This window comes from Pseudomonas sp. D3-27 (genome assembly GCF_051132165.1).
GTDB lineage: Bacteria > Pseudomonadota > Gammaproteobacteria > Pseudomonadales > Pseudomonadaceae > Aquipseudomonas.
This window is the reverse complement of the sequence record NZ_CP071667.1, coordinates 3,332,103-3,356,615: the sequence shown is the minus strand read 5'-3', so window position 1 is coordinate 3,356,615 and position 24,513 is coordinate 3,332,103. Positions and strand designations below refer to the sequence as shown.

Here is a 24,513-nt window from a genome sequence, read left to right as displayed (position 1 = left end):
ATGTTATTGTCAGCTAGCTTTTATCATTCATGGAGGAGGGGAACAGTGAAGAAGCATTACTTATTCATCGATGAGTCTGGTGGGAAAGGATATGCAGATAATCGGGAGCGTTTTCCTGGTGAGTTAGGCGTGATCGCAGGGTATCTCATTCCTGATGTATATATAAAGATTTATAGGGATGAAATTGAAGGTTGCCTATCTAATATTGAAAGTTCAGGGAAGATTCATATAGCTGAGATGGAAGATAAGCGTGAAGTTAGGGGCAAGATATTTGAGATCTTCGGAAGGCTGGCAATACCGTGGATGTATGAGGCGATCTTCGTGGAGGGGTTCTATCAGTCAGAATTCTGCGGAGGTAGAGGTGGCTGTCGGTCGCACACTGAACTATTGCATGCAAAGATCTTTATCGGCTTGATGCTTAAGGTTTTTGCATCTTTACATAAGTTCAAGGAGCTGGGTGTAGAGCTTGTGGTTGTTTCTGATAATCTAGATAAGGGTGTCATAAAAAAACTTTTCAAAGAGCTCGAGGATCACCTAGCTCTGCTCAAGGAGGGTGAGTTAAAACGTCAGTTTAAAGTTTATGATAAGGCTACCGGCGAATTACTTCACTGTACGTCTCGGGCTACAATGGATAATGTTCCTCACTATCCTGGTCTTGATATAAGCATCACGTGGGAAAATTCGTCAATGACATTCGTGTCTGACGTATTAGCTAATAGTGTAAATTATTATCTCATGGAGAAATTCAAGGTTGATCCTCAATTGTTACCAAACTCAAGGCAGGCGATAGCCGATCACCCAATGGTTCGGTCACTTTTGTGGGCGTACGATGCCAATGAGCAAGAAATTTCAAATCTGAGTGACATCCTGTATAGGAGGGAGCAGAAGCATCTATCGCTCTCGAATGCTGATTTATTACCAAGTAATAATCCCTCAACGCTAATTGGCTTTCAAAACTGAGTTTTCTCATGCTTGACGACATAGAAAATCAAGAGCGGAACGAGCCAAACCGAAATCATCCGGGCGTCGATATCGACGCCTTCCGCTAAGCTGCTTTGGTTGGACGTCACAGCGCCGGCATCGGTATTGTAAGGCTAGCGTTCCGCAGCACTGATGAAAACGTGGTTGCTCGAGCCCATCCAGCAAACCTAGCGGGTACTCATGAAAAGTGACTGCCGTTCCGAAATGCCACGTCGTGGACGACGAAATTTGGGCGGTAGCTGGTAGCACAGGTAAGCTCATAATGGAGCTGCCGGCCATGCAATTGACGGGCTGAAGAATGTGACAGGTCATTCTGGGTAGTAATTAACTCTTGGTATCAATGAATTTTTCAAATCTCCAAGCCGCAGATATCCCTTGATGATCTAGTATCGAATAAATGCTTGAAAATGGTTTCACCCTCACTAATGTCAAGGGTGCTGATTTGAGCAATATTTTCTTCGGTCAGATCTACGATGACGTACTGGCATGGAGGAATATGACGTAGGGTGGTTTCTTTTGGCGAACTTTCAAGGTCGATTTCTTCGACACGAAAGAAACCTGCTTGCGAGACTTTATCGCCTGGATCGGAAATGGCTATGTCTAGCTTGAGTTCATCTGCCATAAAGTACCGAAGCTTCATGGTGAACTCTTCCTGATTTAACGTATCCCCGAACGAAGTTTTGTAAGTCTGTTGGTGAGCAAAATCCTCAATGATTCGAGTAATAATTTCGCCTGTTCTGTATGATATGTTCGAGGCAGCGAAAAGTTCTTTGTAGATAGCTTTTAGGCTGTTAATGCAGTTCAGAGCTTCGGTGGCGAGACTATTGTGGTCTCGGATTTTAAAGTCGTCATTGAAGTGTAGGCATTCATTCCTAATTATTCGTATGGCATCAAAGGCCTTGTGCGTCGTTTCGGATAGCTCGCCTCTATCTTTTAACTTTTGAAGTCGTACATGTTGCGTCAAGCCGGCTAGGTCAGGGTGGTTAATTTTGATAGCATAATATTTGCAGAGGTCTTCACTGGCAATGCCTGTCAATGCGATAGTGCTATAAAACGCTCCAAGTGAGTATGTTAGCTCCGCCTCTTTGATGAGACGAATAAAGTCTCCCGCTTCCTCGACGATGCCGATATTGTTAATCTGCCATTTTCGGTCGGTTATTTTGTCAATCTCACTGTTTACCCATGTTTTAAATGAGTATTTGTAAGCTGATTTATCTCGTTCGATTAAATTCGCAAGCTCATCAGTGTCAGCATCTTTGTAGTCAAACTTAGTGCAGGCAAAATAGCGCATGTAAATTCCTTTTGATGAATCGTGGCGTGGTCGTTGGGGCTACTGATGTAGTCATGCGATTTTTTCATTATTCTTGGTAGCGAGAGCTGTAACCGTCGCAATGATCACACCCGCTGTAGTAGGTGTCCTCCTCAATATGAGTCGACTCATCATTGCAATATTCACAGGTGCCGTAATTGTCAGCAATATCAAAGCATTCAGCACAAAGATATTCATTTTCACTAACCTCTACTACTGACTCATAGCCTTGGCATGCGCCGCAGTTGACAGGGAAAGGATAATGGCCGCCATCTTTCACTGCGAGATAAGCTTCGCCTTCGTCGATAAAACTTGAGATTAAGTCATCTTGATCGAAGGCGTGTTCGCATTGGCTGCATGTGCTGGAAGAATCACCCTGAAATATCACAGGATGACTGCATTCACTACACTCAATTTGTACGCATGTCTGAGTAAATTGGCATACTAGGCATTCGGACTGATAAACTTCTTTAATTCCACCTTGGTGCTCGCTGGCATCAAAGGCGCATGATATGCAGGGCGTATAGATCCATCCTTCTGCCTTGCCCTTGTTTATACGGGGCTTACTGTCATCGTAGATGGCCTCCAGATAAAAAAGGTGGTTTCGTAGTTTTTGGAAGCGAACAGTCTCGGATACAACAACCTTCTGTATATAGCCTCGATCTTGGCAGAGTTAACTCTGGAAGTTGAGGTGGAGCGAGGTGAGGAGACCTACTTACGTCTCTTGTTGATCGAGGAGCCGGAGGCCCATCTGCACCCGCAGCTTCAGATACGTCTGTTAAGGCACCTTAGCGCAGTAGCCGAAGAGCAGGGAATACAGGTCATCATCACGACGCATTCGACGGTTATATCGTCGGCGGTGTCAGTCGACCAGATCATCCATATCTCCAATGCCGACAAACCTGTGGCCGTACCACTAAGGACATGCGGACTTAATGACCAGAGTCGACGATTTGTAGATCGCTGGCTGGATGTGACGAAGTCAAATCTGCTCTTTTCCAAAGGTGCAATTTTGGTGGAGGGCATCGCCGAGGCGATCGTCATACCAGAACTGGCACGCATCGTTTTGCGCCAATATGGAAAGGGCAGAGACACCTTGGATGATTGCGGTGCCTCAGTCATCAACCTCGGCGGAATTTACTTCAAGCATTTCATGCAACTGTTCTGCGACGTGAGCGACGAGAGCACTGGTCAGAATGTGCCGGTACGGTGTGCTGGATTGACCGACAATGATCCACCGAAAACCGTTATCGTCGAGGATGGTGAGGGTGGAAGGGCGACAGTCCGTTACCTTCCGCATGCTGGCGATTTTCAGGTAGGAAGTAATCACGCGTTGGCGCTGATCCCCAAGATTACCGAATCCCAGTTTGCCCGACTGTTCGCCGGCCAATACAAAACGTTTGAATACGATTTAGCTCTAGAGGGAGCCAATCTCAACACGATGCTCGCCGTCGCAGCCGATCTTTGGCCAGCGCAGGACGGCACAGTCGTCCCGACCTTAAGACCTGACGCGGAGCTTGATTTCGTGGCTATGACAAGCGGACGCAGAGCAGGGTACGCGGCCGATTTGCTCGATCGCATCGACTCTAAAGAAATTGGAAAAGGGTTGTACGCTCAGGCCTTCGCAGATGCTCTGTTAGCGCTGGAGGATGATTTTGTCGTGCCTGACTATATCCGTGCCGCCATTCTATGGGCGTGCGGGATAGAGGACGGGCAAGCTCGATGATTTCACTGACCGACGAACAGAGGAATTACATCAGCACGCCACTTGATCAACATGTGTATCTGAGAGCTTGTCCGGGTAGCGGTAAGACTGAGGTGGTGGCCGCCATGGTGTCCAAGGTCGTCAAGGAGTGGACACGATTTCCATCGGGAATCGCTGTACTCACTTTCTCCAATAGCGCAACGGATGAACTCAAGACCAGACTGAGAACCTACCTGGGAGAGCCTCTAGCATTCCCTCACGCGGTGTCGACTTTCGACAGTTTTGTGTTGTCGCGCCTCGTGGCCAACATCGCCAGCAAAGTGACCGGGTTTCCAGGTAAAAACGGTGACTTCCGGATAAAAATCTTGGAAAACAAGGCGGACATTTTTCGTACCCGCAACAGCAATCGTTGGATTTCAGCGTGTAAGTACGATTATGACTTGGATTCAGCGAGCTTCATTTTTTCGACCGGGGAGCGAACCCTGGACGTACAACTCAATGCTGCCCGCATCAGTGACAATGTGCGAGGCGACTTGATCGAAACAAAGAAGCGGTTCTGGAAAGGAGGCTTTGCCACATATGGCGACGTCGATATGTTGGCTTTGTCTGCGCTCAAGAAGCCGCAGCTGCAGGCGTATTTCGCGCGCCTTGCACGCAGGTTCCCTCTTGTAGTGGTAGACGAGTGCCAAGACCTATCAGTCGAACAGTTGCGCATCATCAAAAAACTCAGCGCCCTAGGGGTTAAATTTCATTTTGTGGGCGACCTGAATCAGTCGATTTACGGGTTCAGGAAATCGAACCCTGACAGGGTCAGGGCCTTGCTTGATGAGCTCGCGTTCACAGAGCATGCACTTACGACCAATTGGCGAAGCGGACAGGCCATTGTGGATATCTGCAGCAATTTACTGGGTATCGAACGGGTGATGGGCAATCCGGAAATTGCCTCTCTCAAGCCAAGGCTTCTGGAATACACGAACTGCCCGTCCGAACTGTTACCAAGGATCATTGAACTTACCCGGGGATACGAACGAATCGTCGTGGTTGCTCGCGGGCACACCACTCTTCAGCGCTTTCGCAAGGGGGAAACGTTTAGCGGTACTGAAACGCTTGCACTGGCATGTGTTGCGGCCGGCAGTGGAAGCTTGAAGGAGCTCAAGATATCAGTGAACGTTTTTGCGCAATGGCTCGCAGATAAACTCAAGCTGCAGGTGACCCGAGCGGGCCCTTACTGCCCGGTCGCGGTCGAATCCAAGCTAGCCTGGCGTAGATTTGTGCATGAGTGTTTGAAATTTCTGATTGCCGGCGGCGTGGCCAATGTCGATTTGACCTGGACACAGTGGGCGTCTGTGGCGAAACAAGCTATACAACAGATTCCCGATCAACCATTCGTGTTACCTGAAATCGAAGCTGAGCTGGGGGCGCTCAGGGTCTTGAGCTTGAAAGCCCCCGCACGCCAGGGGCACAACTACTTTCGATTCGGCTGGCTCAAGGTCTGAATCAGCAGAACTCAGTTGATCAATTGCGCTATGAGACCATTCACCAAGTCAAAGGCGAAACTCATGATGCAACCGTGGTGGTTTCCTCGCGTCAGGGCGGTGTGCACCAATCACATTGGCAGGACTGGCTGAAAGATCCGACCTCTGAGGCGGCCAGGTTTGCGTATGTGGCGAGTTCACGGCCGCGCCACTTGCTTATCTGGGCGGTGAAAAAGCTCAAACCTGCGCAGGCAGAAGTGCTCACTGAGCTGGGCTTTGAGTTCGTCTAAACAATATTCGGGGAAAGTGGGGCTCGCAGTTTGGCGAGTGCTGTAAGGCTGTGGTCTAAAATTTCATTTATAGCTGTAGATATTCTGATGGGTGTGAGACGTTACCTTGCGGTTGCGGTTTTGAGTTTACTGATGAGGTAGGGAGGCTTCTGAATGTTCTGGCTGGGGCCATTCGAGTACAAATCAAAAAAAGAGCTTTTGGATAGGCTCAAGGATTATCTGCAAAAAGCACCTGCAGGCATGATCACCAATAAGCTTGCAGTCAAAAAACTACACCTGTTGCTTGCGATGCATCCGGACGCGGACAGGAAAATTGGCGTCGGAATTGACCACTTCAGGATCGAGAGAAATGCATTGGGGGCGGGGAGGGGGATCTGGCTCGTCCGCGTGGATGGCAGTGAAGATACCTTTTCCTACAAACGGTGCATCACTGGCGTCGTTCAATCACCCCATGGCAAGGTATGCGAGGCATTGAGGTTTGCAGTGCGCCCGCAATTGGTCGCATTTCGCGATGCACTTGGTCTGCCTGTAATGTGTGCGGCGAGCGGAGTGATCATCACACAGCGAAAAGATTTGCACATCGATCACAGGGAGCCGTTTTGGATACTGCTAGAGCGATTTTGCCAAGATCGTAAGGTCGATCTAACTAACCTTGAAACGTCTGGAAACGGAGAAAAATTGGCGTTGGTGGATCAAAACATCTCATCTGCCTTTGCGCAGTACCATCGTCTTCATGCGGAGCTTCAGCCTTTGCTGAAAGCTGCCAATGTCGCGAAAGGAGGGCGCCTTGCTTCCAGCAGAATTTAATAGCGAGGGAGAGAAGATTGATCCCTGGAAAAATTGAGAGAAGTTCGGCTCACGATAGGCGGAGTCTAGAAGAACCGCGGGACATATGCCGCCGACAATTGCGGAACAGCACGTCGGCCTACCCAGGCCAAAAATAACCGTGGTAACGGAATCCATGACCCTCGCCACTTCGAATTCGCTTTCTTCGATGATGTCCGCACGTATTCAAAACAGTCCCTGAGTCGTCAGGGTGAGCAGACGGGTGGCTTTACCAGGAATTCATCCGCTCCACCGTTTTCTAGTCATACCCGGGATCTAGAACCCCATCAGACCTGTCAACCACCCATTTCTTTTGGGTATGCGTATCACCGCGCCAAACGTAGACTAGGTCGACACGAGGCGGCCATCGTCGATACGAATGTAATTTCACTCAGTTCAAAGGAGCTCCGAAATGGACTTTATCACTACTGGAATAATCGCAAGCTCGGTTTATGACGTCCTCAAGCACGGCCTAAAACTGAGTGCTGGAATGCTCAAGGAGCGTTTGGGTCAATGGATCAAAGAAGACATTGTCGCTGAGGCCGTAGTTGAAGAGCTAACCAAACTGGGCATCAACGATGAGATGAGCGAGGTGGCCATTGCTCGTCGTCTTGAACAATCGCCTGCGGTGACAGGTTTGGTTCGCGATATCAACGCGAAGGTAGCGATCGTTGCGACATCCACTATTACTACCGTGACGCAGACCCACAGTGGCAGCGGTGACAACATCGCCGGAAACAAAATCGTCAAATGATCCGATCTGAGGTAGCGCGCTTGAATAGCATGGAGCAGCACCACAGTGGCAGCGGCGATAACGTCAGGGATAAGATCTACATTCAGGTCAAGTCGTTGGCTCCGTCTGATCTCGCTATTCCAATGGAAATGGTTTTCGAGAGTCTGCGCAAAAAAGACCTCGCCACCGCAAAAATCCAAATGACGATGCTGAGAGTGATGGCTCAAAAAGATCCAGAAGCAGCGGCGTTGGTTGAGGTCATTTCCATCTATGGTGAGCTAGTCGAGGCGCGAGAGCAGGACGCTGCTTGGGGGGCGGTTGCGAAGATCGCAGCGTCAGCCAAAAACGATATCGTCAAAGACGTCTGTTTAGCTGCACTGCTGCGTCTGGCTCGTCGCACCGAGCGGGAGCCGGCGGCAATAGAGTATTACCTCGCAGAGCCTGCCCCTGGTCTGTATTCCAAAGAGGTGTTCCTGCGCTCTTACGCCGATGAGACCCAACTTGAGGCGGCAAGCCGTCAATTCATCCTGTCGGAAGGGGAACTGACGGGGATCGTTGAAGGCGCTCTGCGGCTGGAGCTGGCTGACTTCGCAATTCGCATGGCGAAGCGTCTGAGTGATGACTATAAATCCTACAACGCCGACGTGCTTCAAGTGACGGCGAGTGCCTTCGATCTCAATCATCATCTATTCTCAAAACATCTGTGGCTGAACACGCCTGAGGTGAAGCAGCGTCTGGACTTCCTCACCGCGCAGGTTATCAATTTGCTAGAACGGTCAGAGGGCACTGACGTTCGCCTCTATAACATGGCTTGCCCGATTTTTGAGACCTATCAGGGCTTGGCTCCGGCCGCACTGTATGAGGCGCTCAAGAAAAATCTTCAAATATTCGAGCCTGTCCACCCCGAAACGGCAGCCCGATTCAAAGCCATCGTTGGAGACCGCACGCACCTTCCCCAATGGCAGCAAGATCTCTGGGATACCAAAGAAAGCCCACAGAAGCGAACCACGTGGTGCCGGCGATTCCTTGCAGGAACGAATCAAAAGCTTGAAGAAGTGATTCCGTTCATCCATCTCGCAACCCCAGCTGAGATTGGTGTGTGGCTATCCAAGGAAACACCGATTGGCGAAACGTCAGAAATGGAAGTTTCATTCCTCAGACTTGTCGCTCGCGCATTCCGCAGTGCCGAAGAGGACGAGGACCTGCTGCAACGAAGTGAGTTGGCTGAACAGGTTGACCTCTTCGTAAGCGACTGGGGTGACAAAATCCAAAGTATTGCACCAGAGCGAATATTCGAGCTCGCTGAGAAGCTGTTCTATGCCAAATTGCCTCACAAGTCGATTGGCATTACTTCACGACTGATACCTGACCACGCTTTGTGGCCTTCGCCTTTTGTAATTGTGCATTTGAAGTGTCTGCTGGAGACGCAGCGGTATAAGACCTTTGACGACGTCGTATCCCTGGTTGCAGGATCGGATACGTCACTCACGATCATGAGTTTTTGTTCGTTGAGAGATGAGCGGCTGGGTGACATTACATCGGCTATCAAGATCAGCGACCAGATGATTGCGCTTGCGCCCGAGGTGCCGTATTGCTGGTATCGAGGCTGCTACTTACGCAACCGCTATCGAGATGAGTCCGAACGACAAGAGTTTCACCGACGGATACCTGACTCACTGCTGCAAGATCATTCGATCGAGGTGGTGGCGATACTCTATTTTCTCACCAAAGCAGGAGATTTCAGGCGAGCAGAGCCTCGATGGGTGAAGTGGTTTATCGATGATCCCAGGGGACGCGCGGTCGAGCTTGTGAATTTTCACTTCGGATTGAGCATAGGCGGATGGAGCAAATTTGAGCTCTCGCCTGAGTTGGAGCATTGTAGGGCCGCTTTCCAGTTTGAGCAGGACGCAAGCACGATGATCAGGCTGATCGTCGATGACTATCATCCGTTGAATGAGTGCACGTTGAAAGCCTCTAGCCAATTGGCGCAGCTACTCCAGCGATTGCCCATCGGTGAGAGCGCCAATTTGGGTATGACTAGCTATAAAGTTCAAGAGCGCCTCCCTCCCTATGTGGCTTGTTTGCGGATCGCTCTTAAGCTGAGGCATATCCACAACGATGGCAGCGACTGCTTCGCGATGTTGAAAATGCCGTCGGACACGGAACAATTGGTGCCTTTCTTAGAAGAGAAGTTGGGGTTAGGCGTAGGGAACAAAAAACAGCTAAGTACGATCGATAATGTCCCGTTGTTCATACGTGGTCATGCCCTGTACCCGGACAATGCTTTTAAGGGAGCCCTGAACTGCTGGACTGACGCTGGCATCCCTAAGTCGTGGCTCTTCGCTGAAGGTGATGTCGATCCTCAAGCAGTTGTGCTTGATGCCTATAGCATCGGTTATTTGGCTGTCACAGATCTGGTCCAGCATTTATTGAACATCGGCGTCTCGCTCATCCTGCCGGCTGCCACCAAGGAGGCACTCAGCCAGTGGTTCGAGGAAATCTCTGCCGATTCCTTTATGACACTGGGTGTGACTGAAAGTGGTAGGCTGTTTCGCACCACTGCTTCCGATCTCCAGGCTCGTGATGGGCACATCCTTCAGGCGCTGCGTTTGATTCTGGATAACGCATCCGTCGTTTATCCTGTTTTACATGACACAGCACTTGAGGTTTATTCGATCAGAGATGGTATTGACTCTACTGTATACGATGCGATGCAACTCTCTTTGGCCAACGACATCCCTTGGCTTTGCATGGATGGAGCGTTTGCCGCGCTCCATCATTCCACGGGATACAAGATCGCCAATGTGAATGCACTTATTGTGCGCGCAATGGCCAGCTCACCGTTCGACCTTGAGCACAAACGCCATGGGCTTTTGCTTTACGCACTCGGCGCGCTTCCGTTGCCACTTACTTTCAGTGAAATCTATCATCTAGCCGAGAGCCCGAATGCGCTGGCTGGGTTTATCTTGTTCAAGATAATCCAGAATCACGGGCATCAAATTTTTCTGAAAAGCAACGCGCATCTCTTTTTACTGGACTTGATCCTGGCCCACCTCAGCAGCCGGTTTCATTCTGGGAAGAGTCACGAAGCAATAAGGCCAGCCTATACGTCTTGGATGACTTACACCTCACACGTTTTCAACCATGGAATTGAACTATTTTTGACCGTCTTTGACATAGGGAATGCGGAGTACCGGCTTGCAATGGCGATTATGTACATGGGGTCGCTGATAGGCTTTAACAAGCCATTCAAGGATTTCATTATTGGCCATTTTATGGGTTTTGCTAAAGGGCATTTTATGGACGTCGAGGCCATTAAGGTGAACCTTCAATTGCTGAGTGAGTTGATGGATTCGGATCCTGTTAGCGCGGGTCAGCAATAGCATTAGGAAGAGAAAGTCTTGTGCAATAGCGATCCCCTGGCGTTTTTTCTGCAAGGTGTTGTCCTTCATCTTGAAAAGTGGCTACTTAGTTGGAGTTAATCAGTTTGGGAGCGCCGATGGATCAGCGCTGTCGAGAACATCCAGCAGCCGCTTAACGGACGTGAATTTTTTGACCAGGGCTTGATGATTGATGACCTGCGGATAAAATCGAGGATTTGATAACTGCATAGGTAGACTGTACTGGCAGTCTGAGGACTGCGCTCTCGGCAGGGCTAAAAAATGGGTTGTGGCGGTATATTTTTAAGAATCAATAGGCGTCGCTTGCGGTCACTCTTCTGTTGTCCACGACTTCAGGTGACTATAGTTGGCGAATTTTAATGTTTGCAGGAATACCTAGTAGAAGCAAAATTATCGTCTTGGTCATCCGCCTAGATGGACATGAGAGTAATAAATAATCCATGCCGGCTCTTAGATCTTCACCTCCAGTAGCGCCTGACAATCAACCCCCATATGAAGGCCAAGTAGTACATCCTGCGTGATGGTCTATATCGATTTGGTAACTCCGGCGGGAGAGCAGGTTGCATAGGCGGTGGAAGATCGTCCATCATCATGAATGCTGGAACTAGACGAATATGCTGACTGCTCACGAATCAATAGTGAATTGCTCCAATTTTGAGCCTTTAGCCACGCTCGGTGCAGTGACGCCAATGATGGCATAGCGATCAACAGGCTCGATACATTATCCTGTCTTATCTATTGATAAGCTCCATGAAAAATTCGAACCAATCATGGAGGACTGAAGACCTGGAGGTCATGTGGGTATCCTAGATTTTCGTGAAATTCCTTCCGCCAGCCCTAAGCTGCGAAAGGCTAGAAGTAGAGCATCGATGAAGGACGAGCTGGATGCATTTGAAAAATTTGCGGAAGAGTATTTTGAAAAGGTACTAGGCGGAGTTGTACTAGCACATACTACAAGAGGCCCCGATAATGATCTTGACCTCAAGGTTCAATTGAGTGGTGAAACTCTACTAGTCAGTTGCAAACATTACGCTCATAGTGATAATGCCGTGGGCGCCGATCAGGAATACGATCCGGTGTCAGCCATCTACTCCAATGGTTGCACGAAATTTATCGGCTTTTACTCAACGGTTCCCAGCGCCGCTCTGATCACTAAGCTGGAAGGCTTGAAAAATAACAAAAGCTTGTCCTTTGACTACGAAATTTTGAAAAACTCGGACATAGAGTCGCGCCTTCTTGATAAAGACAGCGTCGTAGGTTGGTTGTTTGCCGCCCGGTATTTTCCTGTCAGTTACGCAAATCTATTCAGGCGTTTCGTCGTGCCTATCGAGCACTACAAGGAGAAAGACTTAGAAAAAATCGGCCCAACAACTTGGAATCTAGACGGGCCCTTTGGCGGAATTTTTTCTGGTGCAGGCGTTGACAAAGCTCAGATTGTTCAAGAGGCAAATGATGCGTTGACCAATAATGTCCACTCTAGTTTTTTTACTGAGGCATTGAAAGATGCCATCGATTGTTTTCCTGAGTACTTTAAATATCGCGTGGATGCTGATTTGCAAGCGCTGGAATATAGTGATATTTCGCCTGACTGGGATAGGGTCTTGACCTATAAGGGTGAGATGGATTGCAACTTACCCATTATGGTGTGCGGCCTCTGGTCTTTCTGGTGCCCTAGGAGAGCGCTTGAGAAATATTTGTTATTTTCACAGGCCTGCGAACTATTGAATGATCCGCCTGACAGCAAAAGGTTAATAATTGCCCGCGCGCAAAAAAGCCTGGCTTATTCCTCATTCTTGTCTGCCGGCAGCATCGCGCTTAAGTCTTCAGGTAAGTATCGAGATATATTTGCCAGGCTTACTGCTTTTTGTCAGCTTTCAATCCCAGAATATGAAGGTACAAACAGCGCCAGTTTCAAGGGGGAAACTGGCGGTCGGGTCATCTGGAAGTTCAAGGCGGGTGAGGGGCTGAGCTTTCTTTTCGACAGGATTCTGGGCAAATCGAGGAACATTTAGCTTGGACGTGCACTGGCGCAGTCCTGTGCGGAGAAAGCTCGATGGTTTGCGGCTGTCAGTCGGCGGGTGTTTTTACGGACCTAACCTGAGAATATGGCTGCCGAACGACGCTTCGTTCCAGACCGCTTGATGCGCCAACAATCAGTTGTGGATTTTTTCCTGAGATGATGAGGATCGTTCGACAGGGGGGCATTTTTTGAGCAGACCTGCGCTACTGATACAGTCAGGTTGATAACAGTTTTCAGTTGGCTAAGCGCAGAATCTAATAGCCTTCCTTGGAGTTCGGTCTTTTTTGCTGTTGAAACACCCTAAAAACAAGTCCAGAATTAAGTCTTTTCCTGCTTCGGCAGGAAAAGAAACCCTATAGATTTCAATGGGTCGGACACCAGATACGAGTCTCGTTTCCCGCTCCAAGATTCACAAAAAAGCCACTCAGAAATGAGTGGCTTTTTGTGCCTGAGAAGTTTTGGTATTCATGGCGACAGGCAGCTTTCGGGCAGGAGCGGACATAGGGAAATGGCGTTGCTATTCTGCTACGTCAGTTCATCAGGACATACTGCATATGGAAATTGCGCCGCATTTTATTATTCATCAAACCGATCATTGGATTATCAACCATCACCTCGTGAGCACGCTTCCCGGCTACTTGATGCTGGGAACAAAAATGCAGACCACGTCGTTGACTGACCTGTCATCAGATGCGCTTACAGAGTTGGGAGGGTTGCTCGCCAATACTCAAAATATAATTGAGCAGCGACTCCGGCCCAAGCGGCTATATATCGGTCGCTTCGGTCATGAACCAGGTTTACCAATTCACTTCCATTTCATACCGGTCTACCACTGGGTCGAAGACATGTTCTGGAGTGATGCTCGTTATAGGCTCCTTGAAAATTTCTCCTACGCTGAACATGGCCCCTCTTCAACTGACGGTGCAGAGCTGACCTTGTTCATATGGAGAGAGTTTGGGGAAAATCCTACCCCACCAAAAATTCCAGATCTCACGGTAGGCGGTGTGATTAAAGATCTACGTGACGCCTTTCTGTAGAAGGATCAGTCTGATCATCCGCAAAATTGGACATCCGATATCAGCCGATTGCTGCACTTCACCACAGGCAGCATTCGACCCATAGCAGTCTCTGAACCGCATTGATCGAAAGAAATGTCCACCGCCAATCCTAAAAACGTGATGGTGGCTCTTTTCCGGCCTTGATATGCGAAAAGACCTGATCTGGATCTGCCTGGCACCAATATCTGAACAGAAGGCGAGGTTCGGCATTTCCTGAATATTGATCCACGATTTCGCCACCGTAATGTAAGCGTCCAGTCAAGTCATCTACCGATGCAGCTATAAGCACGAGGATGACTGGTAGCCGCCCATGCCGTAAGGTTCGCTACCAAAATCGCCACAGCCTTCCAGTGGTGGTAATACAGCAAGGGGAGCGAACGATGAACACCTTCAAATCGTCAGTTCAAAACGTAGCTGCGGCCATAGGCCTTATCGCAGCAGTGACAGTCGGTGGATGCGTGATGATCCCTTACGACACGCCGGAATCAAAAGCCCAAATCCAGCGCGATCTGAAAATTGCACCATCGGATATTCAAGCCGTGTCGGAAACGAACTGGTGCTTGTTCCCATATGGAAGCGAAGGCAGCTGCAGGGCCACTCAAGGCCTGGGAGTGTTGACCAGCAAAGGCCTGATCCTCAGCCTCTACAACAACCACACCTACACGGAAACCGCACGCATCCTCCCAGAACAAGTGCAGTGCGTGAAGACGGTTGGTGGCCGCACTGGAGTCGAACCGTTCGTTGTATTCACCAAAGACCGAGCGATCATGCTCGCCGTCATTACGCCGGGTGGGCAAATGAATGTGCCTGTGAAAGTCAGTTTCTTTGATTATCTGACGAAGCCAGGGCAGCACGTCTTCACTGGGACGGATGGCGGATATGTGCGCAAGTCGGGTCGACAGCAGACCGTAGGCGGAATGGTGTCAGGCACTGCCGTCCCGTGGCATACAACACTCGACGTAACCGAGGTGTTCAACCCTTGCCCGCAGGTTACAGATTAACGAGAGGAAACGGGGACAGACCACGATATGAGACAGTCCGATTAAAGGTGAGCCAAAATCATGGTCTGTCCCTGAGGGATCCCCACAAATCTACGCCAGGCTCTGCGCCTGATAATGCACCTCGTCACGCAGGGCCTGCTCGAGCTTTTCTAAATGCTCTCGTCCGCCAAAGTCCGTACAGCAACGCCAATACTCCAGTCCCAAGCGCCACAACGAAAGCACCCGTCTATCTTTTAGGCTGTTGCTTTGATAACGCTGTTCCAATTTGCTTTCACGGGCCTGTAGCCCTGTCAGGAAGATGAGGTAGTTGGCCAGAGCCGCAATCAACAGCAGCGCCTCAATGCGCCGAGGGCAATGACTTCTATGCAGGTTCAGCCCCAACCCCAAGTGCTCACTTTTTACATCCCGGAAGCCTTCTTCGATCTGCATGCGCCTTTTATAAATCGCGACGATTTTCGCCGGATTCCACTCACTGTGCTCCAGATTGCTCGCCAGCAACCAAGGTTCACGTTCACGCCTGGCGGACTGTCGACTGAGCTTGCTTTTGGCGATTGAGCCTGTGACGCGTTGATGCTTTCGTCCTTTGGCTGAGTGCCGGACACAATACAAGTCGATGAAATGGGGAGCGCTACGGGTCATCTCGACATGGCCCAACGATCTGGGTGATGAAGTGGCCAGAGCATATAGGCTTTTCACGGGTTGCCAGTCAGCGCCACCAGTGCGATAAAGCTCACGATTTCGTATGCGAGCTACGTAATACCAGCCCTGTGCTGCCACCGCCTTCATCCATGGACGCCGAAAACCCGCGTCAGTTACCAAGATGGGAATACAGCCGTCAGGCAGTAGTTCAGCCAGTGTGTTGAGCAATCGTTTTTGGTATCTCGGGCAACTCTCACGCTCATGCACACTTTCATAAATGGGAAATGAGCGTCCGGCCAACGGAATCGCTGCTCTCAACAAGAACGCGTCTCCTGGGGCGTCAATTCGAGACCAGTCGACCAAAATCAATGGATGTTTTAGCGAGCCCAGCAACGCTCGTAACATCACCCAGTAGAACAGTGGGCGCTCTGCTCTGAGGTGCTGATTACCCAGCAATCGATCTACTCGCTTGATGGCATGTTTGGGGTAAGCCCGGCCTGGCATCGACCGCCCTAGTCCTGTCAGCGTCAGACGACGGCCTTGCAGCAATGAACTAACACAACTCATCAACGTAGTCAGACGACGGGAATGGACAGAGGGAAGTGCTTGAGCGAGCGCTCTGTGTAAAAATCGGATGGCCTGCATGGGTTCGGGATCTTGTTTTTGCGTGGTGCAAACCAAGTTGCCGACTCATGCAGGTCTCTTCAATATTCCAACTTCTTGATTTTCTATAAGAAAATTTGGGGATCCCTCAGGGTCTGTCCCCGGTTTCCCTTAGCGGTGAACACGCGGGTTTTCACTTGATTCTCTGGCTGACTGCAGACAAAACGAAAACCAGCTAGTCGAAGCAGCGAAACAGGTCGGGCTGCAGCTGCAACCGCTTCGCCATTCTTGTCACAACCTTCAACCAGGACCAGCGTTTGTCTTGGGCTTTGCCGCGCTCACCCGCGCCCAGGTAAAAAGCGCTGCGGGAAAACTGGCGCACCTGCTCAGGGCCAACCAGCCCTCGCAGTGAAGAAGGACCAAGTGGTTTGCACCTGTTGCTGTCGGCTCTGCCTTTCGGCACCCCCGGCAAGGGGACCGGCACATGCTGGGCCAACCATTCAGTTAATCGATCGCGAGTTTAGTCAGTAAGTGTGGCCAACACCTTTCCGTCTCTGCGCTGCACGATGGTCTTAGGCGCTACCGGCTGTGAGCGGTCGGCGTCCGGCGGTGGGGTTATCAACCAGGCACCCGCATAGTCTTCCCGGACATGGAGCGGATTGAAGCGGATAGCGCTTGCCGCCGCATAACGGCGCCCTGCGAGTGTGGCAACGCTCGAAAGCGCCGCACTTCTGACTTCATAGAGCCTTCGCTCTGCGTCGAGCGCAATACTGGCATCCGCAAGCTCGAAATTATCGATACGCACGGGCACGCCTTCCGGCATATCGAGAACCCACCGGTCAGAGTCTACAAACCCATCGGCATAGACATTGCCGGTCGAAGCCCGGAGCGAGGTCCCTTCGGGCAAGGTGATGCCATCGACTACATTGCCATCAGCAAGCGTACAGGTGCTGAACCTGGATACGCCGCCATCTGGCTTGAGCTCAAACTCCACCGGTTGCAGCGCATTGCACCGCCAGCCGTTCTGCATCGTCGTGCCGTGGCCGGTTAGCCGCATGTTCTCTGGCGTGAAGCCCACCGTTTCGTATTTTTCGTTGGTTTGAATCGCGATGTAGCGGGCTACTTCGACGGCATCCATATCGAGCATACGCACAGGGCTTGGAAACACGGCTCGTTTGAAGGATTCCCGATGATCCGCAACGGCTAATTCGAGTTTTGTGCCTTTGGGCATGTCGATCTGGCCAAGGCGCATCGGCTCTACTAGTTCCGGGCGATAACTTGCCTCTCTATCCCGTTCATAGCTGCGCATCTGCACATAAAAAGCCGCGGACTGCCACAGGGTAAAAAGCGCACACGCGGTGACAAGCATGTAAGGCAGGAGGAGAGGGCGGCGCCAGCGACCTTTGATATATCGAACCCCCAGCCTTATCGTCCACCCGAACCAGAAAAGCGTCGCGGCGAAGAAAAAGGCAAGGTAAAGCAGTAGTTCGGCGGAGGGCAGTGCAACGGGGATCATGCGAGCCAAACCTCCTGAACGGGTGATGGGGTTTGCACGCACCTACGACACAAAAAGGGCGAGCCGTTACGTTGAGTCAATTTTACTCCGATGCCGCGTAATCAGGCACGTGAGCATTCGCACCGGGATGTTCAGCCAGTAGCCGATTGATGCGTTTCACGAACGGCCGCAATCGGCCAGAAGCGGCCACCGAAAACAAGACTCTCCCGGCGCACTGTCTCGCCTTGTGGCGCATCGCAGCGGTAATCCAGCTTATTATCGAACGCAGAAACAAACGAGGGCATTGATTGAGCGCGGTAATCGAATTTGAACGCTGGCTACTGAATGGGCTTGCTCGTTGCGAAAAAAAGAATGGGCTTTGACTACTGCTAGGAAGGAAATCGGGGGTTGCCCGAATTTTATGTTCTCAACAGCTTCCCTTATTTGGCGAGCCAGCTGAACACGGTGAGTCGGATCATCCGTTAGTGGGCGGCAGCTCTCGTCGGCCGAGATGTCGCGAAGGCGTGCCTCTCACACGGGCCACACTCAAGAACGCGCCACAGCTGCCGACTTAATGATTCAGCTATCACCGTTCTTGGTGATGGAGATTTTTCCAAGGAGGCTCTATGCAACGCTATCTATCGTTCACCTGTTTGGCAGCTGTTCTGATTACGACCCTTACAGGTTGCTCCACTCCGACGACTCCGACTTCCGTATCTGCCAATATCGACTACGCACAGCTGCGTTACGAAGACACTCGCTTCGATAAGCCGGGAATGCCGCTGCCGGCAAAAGCCACCGGCTTCAAAGCGGATATCGATGGCTGTGAAATGCAAGCTCAAAAGCACTTTGAAGAAGCGCTGGCGAACAGTGCAAAACTTGGGAACATTTACGGACAAAGCATTACGCCTCAAAAACTGCTAAGCATGAAACGTATGCAGGTCTTGAGCTGCATGACCGAAAAGGAAGCGAACGATGTAAACAGCAAAGGCTGGACAATAATCAAATAAGTTATCTATAACGCATCTTCTGTGGCTGTCCTCGGTCTGGGCGGGGGTTAGCCACTGAATGATTAAGCAGCGCGGTTAATGCTGTTTTCTCCTTCAGGACCGATCGGTTCTGTCCGATAGCTGCCTAGCGCGAAGGGCTTCGACCGATTTTCGGCGGCCCGTCGGATGACTATGAGAACAAGAGCGATGCGGATCCACTGCATCCTATTAATAGGAACTACTTCCGTACTGGAAGATATAAGTCAGAAGGATAAATGAGTTCAGGACTTTGCTCAGTGCCGGCGTCAGCACACGATCAGCTTATGGCATCATCCGAACTGAAGGACCTACATGGCTCAAGATTAACCGAAGGAAAGACCATGCTTCGCATCTCACTTATGGCAGCAACCGCTCTACTTATAAGCGCCTGTGCAGGCATCGCTCATGACACACCTGAAGCTAAGCAGCAGATGAAGCAGGACCTGCATCTGGCTACAATCATAGACTCCTCAAGAATGAACTGGTGCGTTCACCCCTACGGCAGCGCTCCGGGATGTAAGCCGGAGAAGGGCATTGGCATTGTTACTCCGGACGGCTTAGTGATGGCCCATGTTGTCGAAGGTAAGTATGTGCTAGCACGTATTATCAAATCTGGGGAGGTGATCTGCTCAGCTGTACCTGGCGGAGCATATGCCGACGGGTATTTTTTTGCGTTCGCTGCCAATGCGGCTTATATGCTGGGCCCTCTGAAAGCAGATCGGGATGAGATCAATACGCGCTTCAAAGCCAACATGTTTAATTATCTTCATAGCAAGGGTCAGCACAGCTACAGCGGGCCGGAAGTGAACTTTCAGCGTCCGACCGGTGAAAAAATCAAAAAGATAACTGTCATTCCTGTCGGTCTGTCTACCGTAAGTACCACTGAAATGATTGACGTGCTCGAAATCCACAATCCCTGCGCTGACGGTGGTGACAATTAGTAATTGTCGGGCAACTCGCCAGCGAGAGCGTTGGCGAATGTCCCAAAGCCTTGAATGCTGGGCTTGGAATTTGAGAGTCGTTTGGCGTATTACCTCATTCCACCGGACAGACAAAAAGGGGAACAGATTTATTTCCTGAAAATAAATCTGTTCCCCTTTTTTAATATCGGCAATTGGCCGATGGCTGCCTGCCGCGATTGTCCATGAATGCCTGCTTGATGGTGCGAGCCAGCTTCTATGCTTCTATACAGCACCCGCCCCTGCGAGGGTCTTCCACGTTCGTTAGTGAGCCTCCAAACCCTTGTGCATGCGCATTGTAGTGCTGGCCCTGATCCTGACACTGTTCGGCTGCGCTACCGCGTGGGACCCGCCGAGGGGTGAGGGTGGCGATTGGCGGTCCTTCTATGTGGTGAATCATGGACTGCATACCGGGCTGGCAATTGCGCGCCCCGATCTACTTCAGGTGCTTCCCGCACTGGCCGAAGACTTCGGCGACGGCGACTTCGTTGAGTTCGGGTGGGGTGACGAGGACTTTTACCGAGCCCCACAGGCCACGTTGAGCCTCGCCCTGCGAGCCTTGTTCGGGTCGACGGCAACCGTGCTGCATGCGGTCAAGATTGACGGGGACCCCAGGCGGCGTTTCGCCGTAAGCGAGGTCATTGAGGTGCGGGTGACGGAGGACGGCTACCGGCGACTGCTCGCGTTCGTGGCCGGGACCTTCACCCACTCAGCGACGGGCACTTTGACGGTGCTCGGGCCTGGCCTGTATGGAGACAGCCGATTCTATCGGTCCGAGGGTAGCTATTCGCTGTTTTATACCTGCAATGCCTGGGTCGCAGAGGCGCTGGCCGCCAGCAGCTGCCCAATGTCGCCTACAACGGTGATTACGGCGGGGAACGTCATGTCGCAATTACGTCGTGCGACAGCGGTCGGTGCCTCTTGCCTGGTTATCCACTAACCCGCGCTGACGATGGGGGTGGGGATGTATTTCAACCTAGTGTCGAATGATACTGGCGCGCAAATTACCGCGTTTGGCTGTCAGGAGGGGCAGCATTCGACCCAAAGTGGACATTGCCTGTAGCTGAAGTTGACCGACCATGAATCCGTATTGCAGCATGGAACTGACGTGTGGCAGCGCGGCCACTCTGTAAGCGCTATCGCACCTAGCCGGAAGAAGCTCATGATCATGGCCATACCGAAGATCGAACTTAAGGAACTGTCGGTGAAAGCGGAAGCAGACGGTTTAACGCTGAGTGATCTTGTCCCCATTTGCGAAAGGTTCGCCGTTGCACCGCATGATGTGCTGAACGAGCTATCCGTCGCGGTTGCGGAAGGCTATCTACAAGGATCTCTGCTCTATGATTTTTGCAACGGCGTAATGAACGGGATCATAAATGCTGTGGTTGAAGTAGGTATGACTAACGACATGCCTCAGCCCGCTTTCTCGCTTTACCAGGCATTCGATCAAGGTGAATGGTTCCGCAGTAACGACCCACCGGAAACTGATCCCAGTGAGAAATACACGAAGCCGGTGGTCGAGGAAATAATGCGTACCCTTAGAGACTAGCTTTCACAGATCGAGAGGTTTTCGCTTTTCGGCTGGAAGGTAGTGGATCGAACGATGCTTTTGGTCGATTGCTGTCTATTGGGACGGGCAACAACCCAAAGCGGATATTGGCAAGTGGTGAGTGTTGGCCGGCAATGGCTCGGTTCCTAGTGGAAACACATTTAGCGCATCCAAGCACGAAGAGCTTCGAACTCGGTTGGGTTCGGATGGCGTAGTCGGGCGGCTAACGATTCCTCTTCTTCTTGAGAGATGAAGGCTTTGACAATTTTCGAGATGCCTTGAGGGCCAGCCTGGTAATTCATAGCGACACACTGTCGACTAAACAAGGTCTCAAGAAGCGCATAGTCTGCGGGTAGTAAAGCCGTTTCGATCAATGCCACTTCACTTTTCAGTGCGATATTGAAATCCATTCGAGGCGGTAGCCAAGATAAGTCCGTAGCGACGCGTACGTATTCCCTTGTCACGAACGATGAGATATCTGCATGGGCAAGTGGAGATGGCTGAGCAAAATGAAGTACCTGAGCAATCCCCGAAGTCCCGTTTTCCAATCGAACCAGGCAGTAAGGCTCACCGCCGCCTGTAGCCGCAAAGGGAAGAAAGGTTCGACCTTGCTGGTCATCAGGGTTAAGCCACTCATTGATTTCTCGTTCTGCTTCTTCGGCATCGAGCCAGTGAAAATCTACAAGGCTACTCAGTGCAGCCTTTGAAGGGGGGGTATGCGCTATTCGCATGAGTGCTGCGAGGCGTTCTGGAAATTCAATGTCAATTCTGTGTGCAAGATCTTGAAAGGCTTCGACGACTGCAACAGCTTGTCCATAATTCAAAATAGGAGAATCTCCATATCTGATAGCACCGCAATCGAAGTCTGGATTTTAAAGCAACGCCCTCGATTTCCAGGCTTGACCTGCTGTTCATGTGAACCGCTATTGTCGGGCGCTCGCAGGATCCTACAAAGCTACAGCTAGAGGCGCAAGCACCCTAAATCCACTGACCGCTTCTGGCCGAAAGCTGCCTGGCTCAATGGGCTCTAATTGAGCCGGTGCTGTACGCAGCCAGATCTGTAATGAAGCCCCGCGCCGTACGCGTACGGAGACCTGCAATTATCCGACGGAACAGCGTCGATCTTCGTTGCTCCCGCAGTTGTCGTCGTTCCGCGCCGCGAAGACTAACGTCATCCGGGGCGCGGATTTACTTCAACGCAGCTACCACGGCATCGAAGAACACCATCGGGTCGATCGGCTCTTTGTCAACCGGCTTGGGCTGGGCACCGAAGGTGACAATCACCACGTTAAACGACCCCTTGGATGAATGACTGCCAAGGCCAAAGCTCCTGACCGCGTAGCAGCTACCGCTTTGTGGACTACTGCAACGAAATTTGGCCCTGGAATAACGACACCGGCCAGGTAAACCAAAAAGACTGTCAAAACGGCGGGAACATCGATCATCTGCATTCCTTTGCGAATGTTGAGGCAGGGGACGGTCATCATTCAGTTCAAAGCCGTCCGCGGCTTCAACGTACAACGAAAAAATTCGATACAGGGCTTTTGAGCGTAGTTGTGTTTTTACACACTCTGGGCTGTAAGTAGTCGGCATAGGAGGCGCATTTTTTAACCTGCAGATGCCGAACGAGTCCTCGCTAGCGGGCTTTCACCGTCCACAACTGATCAAGCTTCGTCGTATAGCTCTGACTCATCAGCTCTCGACGCATTGCCCAACCAGGCGCTGCAGGCACACTCGCTATCCGAATAACCCCCTTTCCCCATCGACCATTAATTTCATCCAAAACACTCATCACCTTATCAGCCATGACGGGTTGAGAATGAGCGAACAGATCATGAGTGAATTCGCCAGGCTGGCGCAGATCCATCAGCAAAACTTCTGCTTTGCTGTACTTGAAGCCAGGCCGGAATAGACGGTTTACCGCTTCGGTTGCGGCCTTGGTCATGAGCCGCACGTCGTTGGTCGGGTAAGGTAATTCGACCAACGCCCCGTTCGCATACTTCGCTTCCTGAGGGTTGAACATGCCGGTTCTAATGCTCACGCGGATTTTCTTGCACAGCGAGCCTTGAGCTCGGAGCTTTTCCGCCGCGCGTTGTGTGTAGGTAGCGACAGCTTCCTTGATTGGCTCAATCTCGGTGAGCCGCGTGCCGAACATCCTGCTACAACAAATCTCCTGCTTGGGTGGATCAGCCTCACTCAACTCCAAACATGGGGTGCCGGCAAGTTCGCGAGCGGTTTTCTCGATCACCACGCTGAATTTTTGACGAAGCATCCACGGGTCGGCTTTGGCCAAGTCCATCGCGGTCTGGATCCCCATTGTTTCCAGATGCGCCTTCATGCGCCTGCCGATGCCCCAGACCTCGCCGACGTCAGTGTTGCGCAGCGTCCAGTCCCGTTTGAAGGGATCACAGAGATCCACTACGCCGCCCGTGATATCCAGCAGCCGCTTGGCGGTATGGTTGGCAAGCTTGGCCAGCGTCTTGGTGTGCGCGATTCCAACCCCGACAGGAATGCCAGTGCGTTTGAGAAGGGTAGAACGCATGTGCCGGCCAAACGCAGATAAGTCACCTGGGATACCGGCGAGGTCGGCGAACGCCTCATCAATGCTGTAGACCTCAAGTGTCGGTACTAACGATTCAATGATCGTCATGACACGCTCGCTCATGTCGCCGTACAGAGCGTAATTACTGCTGAACGCCACAACCCCATGCCGACGTAGATGATCTTTGATTTGGAAGTACGGCTGGCCCATCTTTACGAAAGGTTTTGCGTCGTAGCTACGCGCAATTACACAGCCGTCGTTGTTGGACAGCACCACAATAGGTGTCTTGGCGAGGTCAGGTCTGAAGACGCGCTCGCAGCTGGCGTAAAACGAGTTGCAGTCAATCAGGGCGAAGACAGGTTCACGTGTTGTCATGATCGCGGACGCTGTATTTCACTACACCCCAAATCATGAGTTCGTCGCCTTCCATCACGTGCCTTGCCGGATACTTGGGATTTTCCGACAGAAGTATTACGGCGTTGTCGCGCAAATGCAGACGCTTGAGCAGTGGCTCGGAGTTAAGCGCAGCTATAACGATGTCCCCACTGATCGGATCTATGCTTCGATCAACCACCACCATATCCCCCGAATAGATCCCCGCGCCCTGCATGCTGTCGCCATCGATCCTCACGAGATAGACGTGGGGAGCTCGTACATCGAAGAGCTCATCCAGGGAAATGTGCTTTTCGATGTGGTCAGCAGCGGGCGAAGGGAAGCCTGCAGGCACCTTGAATGAATAAAGAGGCAGCTTCTCGCCGCCGGAAGCCAACAGGCCCAGGATGGTGATGCTCATGATGCAAGCCTTAAAGGGATTAACTGTACGTATATACAGTTAACGATTTGCGTCGCTTGCGGTCAATGTCATAAGCGGCACTATTCGACGGGTGACAGCATGTGCGG

19 protein-coding genes and 2 pseudogenes are annotated in these 24,513 nt (G+C 51.2%); 14 read left to right on the top strand and 7 right to left on the bottom strand.

Features of this window, described 5'->3' with window-relative positions; genetic code table 11:
• Nucleotides 1–45: 45 nt before the first annotated feature.
• Nucleotides 46–960 carry a hypothetical protein gene (locus tag J3P92_RS15050; RefSeq protein WP_434648017.1) on the top strand — a complete coding sequence of 305 codons (915 nt, stop codon included), beginning with the start codon at nucleotides 46–48 and terminating at the stop codon, nucleotides 958–960.
• Between the two features lie 370 nt (nucleotides 961–1,330).
• Here J3P92_RS15050 and J3P92_RS15045 read toward each other — a convergent pair whose 3' ends face one another.
• Entirely contained in the window at nucleotides 1,331–2,272 is a 942-nt protein-coding gene (locus J3P92_RS15045) for a hypothetical protein (protein WP_434648014.1), read from the bottom strand.
• A 631-nt stretch (nucleotides 2,273–2,903) separates the two neighbouring features.
• Between J3P92_RS15045 and J3P92_RS15040 the strand changes: the two are divergent.
• The 9 genes and pseudogenes from J3P92_RS15040 to J3P92_RS15000 all read left to right on the top strand — a co-directional run.
• A pseudogene (locus J3P92_RS15040) lies at nucleotides 2,904–4,016 on the top strand (ATP-dependent nuclease); the annotation flags it as partial.
• Nucleotides 4,013–5,491, top strand: a complete 1,479-nt coding sequence (locus tag J3P92_RS15035) for a UvrD-helicase domain-containing protein (RefSeq protein ID WP_434648011.1) — start codon at nucleotides 4,013–4,015, stop codon at nucleotides 5,489–5,491. The pseudogene J3P92_RS15040 and the gene J3P92_RS15035, both read left to right, overlap by 4 nt.
• A 23-nt stretch (nucleotides 5,492–5,514) precedes the next feature.
• Nucleotides 5,515–5,760 (top strand): hypothetical protein, encoded by a 246-nt coding sequence (locus J3P92_RS15030; protein ID WP_434648008.1) that lies wholly within the window; start codon nucleotides 5,515–5,517, stop codon nucleotides 5,758–5,760.
• Nucleotides 5,761–5,913: 153 nt separating this feature from the next.
• Nucleotides 5,914–6,567, top strand: a complete 654-nt coding sequence (locus J3P92_RS15025; RefSeq protein ID WP_434648005.1) for a DCL family protein — start codon at nucleotides 5,914–5,916, stop codon at nucleotides 6,565–6,567.
• A 430-nt stretch (nucleotides 6,568–6,997) separates the two neighbouring features.
• Nucleotides 6,998–7,339 carry a GapS6a family protein gene (gene gapS6a / locus J3P92_RS15020; RefSeq protein WP_434648002.1) on the top strand — a complete coding sequence of 114 codons (342 nt, stop codon included), beginning with the start codon at nucleotides 6,998–7,000 and terminating at the stop codon, nucleotides 7,337–7,339.
• A 29-nt stretch (nucleotides 7,340–7,368) separates the two neighbouring features.
• On the top strand, nucleotides 7,369–10,701 hold the full coding sequence (gene gapS6b, locus J3P92_RS15015; RefSeq protein WP_434651135.1) for a GapS6b family protein: 3,333 nt from the start codon (nucleotides 7,369–7,371) through the stop codon (nucleotides 10,699–10,701).
• Nucleotides 10,702–11,588: 887 nt separating this feature from the next.
• Nucleotides 11,589–12,731 carry a hypothetical protein gene (locus J3P92_RS15010; protein ID WP_434647999.1) on the top strand — a complete coding sequence of 381 codons (1,143 nt, stop codon included), beginning with the start codon at nucleotides 11,589–11,591 and terminating at the stop codon, nucleotides 12,729–12,731.
• 562 nt (nucleotides 12,732–13,293) lie between these two features.
• Nucleotides 13,294–13,776 carry an HIT family protein gene (locus J3P92_RS15005; RefSeq protein WP_434647997.1) on the top strand — a complete coding sequence of 161 codons (483 nt, stop codon included), beginning with the start codon at nucleotides 13,294–13,296 and terminating at the stop codon, nucleotides 13,774–13,776.
• 401 nt (nucleotides 13,777–14,177) lie between these two features.
• On the top strand, nucleotides 14,178–14,798 hold the full coding sequence (locus tag J3P92_RS15000) for a hypothetical protein (protein WP_101220299.1): 621 nt from the start codon (nucleotides 14,178–14,180) through the stop codon (nucleotides 14,796–14,798).
• 90 nt (nucleotides 14,799–14,888) lie between these two features.
• On the opposite strand, the gene J3P92_RS14995 is transcribed toward J3P92_RS15000, so the two are convergent.
• Both J3P92_RS14995 and J3P92_RS14990 read right to left on the bottom strand, forming a co-directional pair.
• Complete coding sequence (locus J3P92_RS14995; protein WP_420766646.1) at nucleotides 14,889–16,082, bottom strand: IS4 family transposase; 1,194 nt, start codon at nucleotides 16,080–16,082, stop codon at nucleotides 14,889–14,891.
• A gap of 478 nt (nucleotides 16,083–16,560) precedes the next feature.
• Nucleotides 16,561–17,556: a hypothetical protein gene (locus J3P92_RS14990; protein WP_434647993.1), complete on the bottom strand. Its 996-nt coding sequence runs from the start codon at nucleotides 17,554–17,556 to the stop codon at nucleotides 16,561–16,563.
• Between the two features lie 605 nt (nucleotides 17,557–18,161).
• Here J3P92_RS14990 and J3P92_RS14985 point away from each other — a divergent pair.
• From J3P92_RS14985 to J3P92_RS14970, 4 genes are all read left to right on the top strand, one after another.
• Nucleotides 18,162–18,545 (top strand): hypothetical protein, encoded by a 384-nt coding sequence (locus J3P92_RS14985; RefSeq protein ID WP_434647991.1) that lies wholly within the window; start codon nucleotides 18,162–18,164, stop codon nucleotides 18,543–18,545.
• A 359-nt stretch (nucleotides 18,546–18,904) separates the two neighbouring features.
• A complete protein-coding gene (locus J3P92_RS14980; protein WP_434647988.1) occupies nucleotides 18,905–19,504 on the top strand; it encodes a hypothetical protein in 600 nt (199 codons plus the stop codon).
• Between the two features lie 319 nt (nucleotides 19,505–19,823).
• Complete coding sequence (locus J3P92_RS14975; RefSeq protein ID WP_434647986.1) at nucleotides 19,824–20,462, top strand: DUF2459 domain-containing protein; 639 nt, start codon at nucleotides 19,824–19,826, stop codon at nucleotides 20,460–20,462.
• A 222-nt stretch (nucleotides 20,463–20,684) separates the two neighbouring features.
• A complete protein-coding gene (locus J3P92_RS14970) occupies nucleotides 20,685–21,071 on the top strand; it encodes a hypothetical protein (protein ID WP_411387293.1) in 387 nt (128 codons plus the stop codon).
• A gap of 161 nt (nucleotides 21,072–21,232) precedes the next feature.
• On the opposite strand, the gene J3P92_RS14965 is transcribed toward J3P92_RS14970, so the two are convergent.
• The 4 genes and pseudogenes from J3P92_RS14965 to J3P92_RS14950 form a co-directional block, all read right to left on the bottom strand.
• Entirely contained in the window at nucleotides 21,233–21,895 is a 663-nt protein-coding gene (locus J3P92_RS14965) for a hypothetical protein (protein WP_411387294.1), read from the bottom strand.
• 492 nt (nucleotides 21,896–22,387) lie between these two features.
• Nucleotides 22,388–22,516: pseudogene (locus J3P92_RS14960) on the bottom strand (LysE family translocator); the annotation flags it as partial.
• A gap of 191 nt (nucleotides 22,517–22,707) precedes the next feature.
• The gene (gene umuC / locus J3P92_RS14955; RefSeq protein ID WP_434647982.1) at nucleotides 22,708–23,988 is read right to left on the bottom strand and encodes a translesion error-prone DNA polymerase V subunit UmuC; all 1,281 of its coding nucleotides are present in this window, start codon (nucleotides 23,986–23,988) and stop codon (nucleotides 22,708–22,710) included.
• Nucleotides 23,975–24,406: a LexA family protein gene (locus J3P92_RS14950; protein ID WP_434647980.1), complete on the bottom strand. Its 432-nt coding sequence runs from the start codon at nucleotides 24,404–24,406 to the stop codon at nucleotides 23,975–23,977. Before J3P92_RS14950 ends, umuC begins: the two co-directional genes overlap by 14 nt.
• Nucleotides 24,407–24,513: the final 107 nt, after the last annotated feature.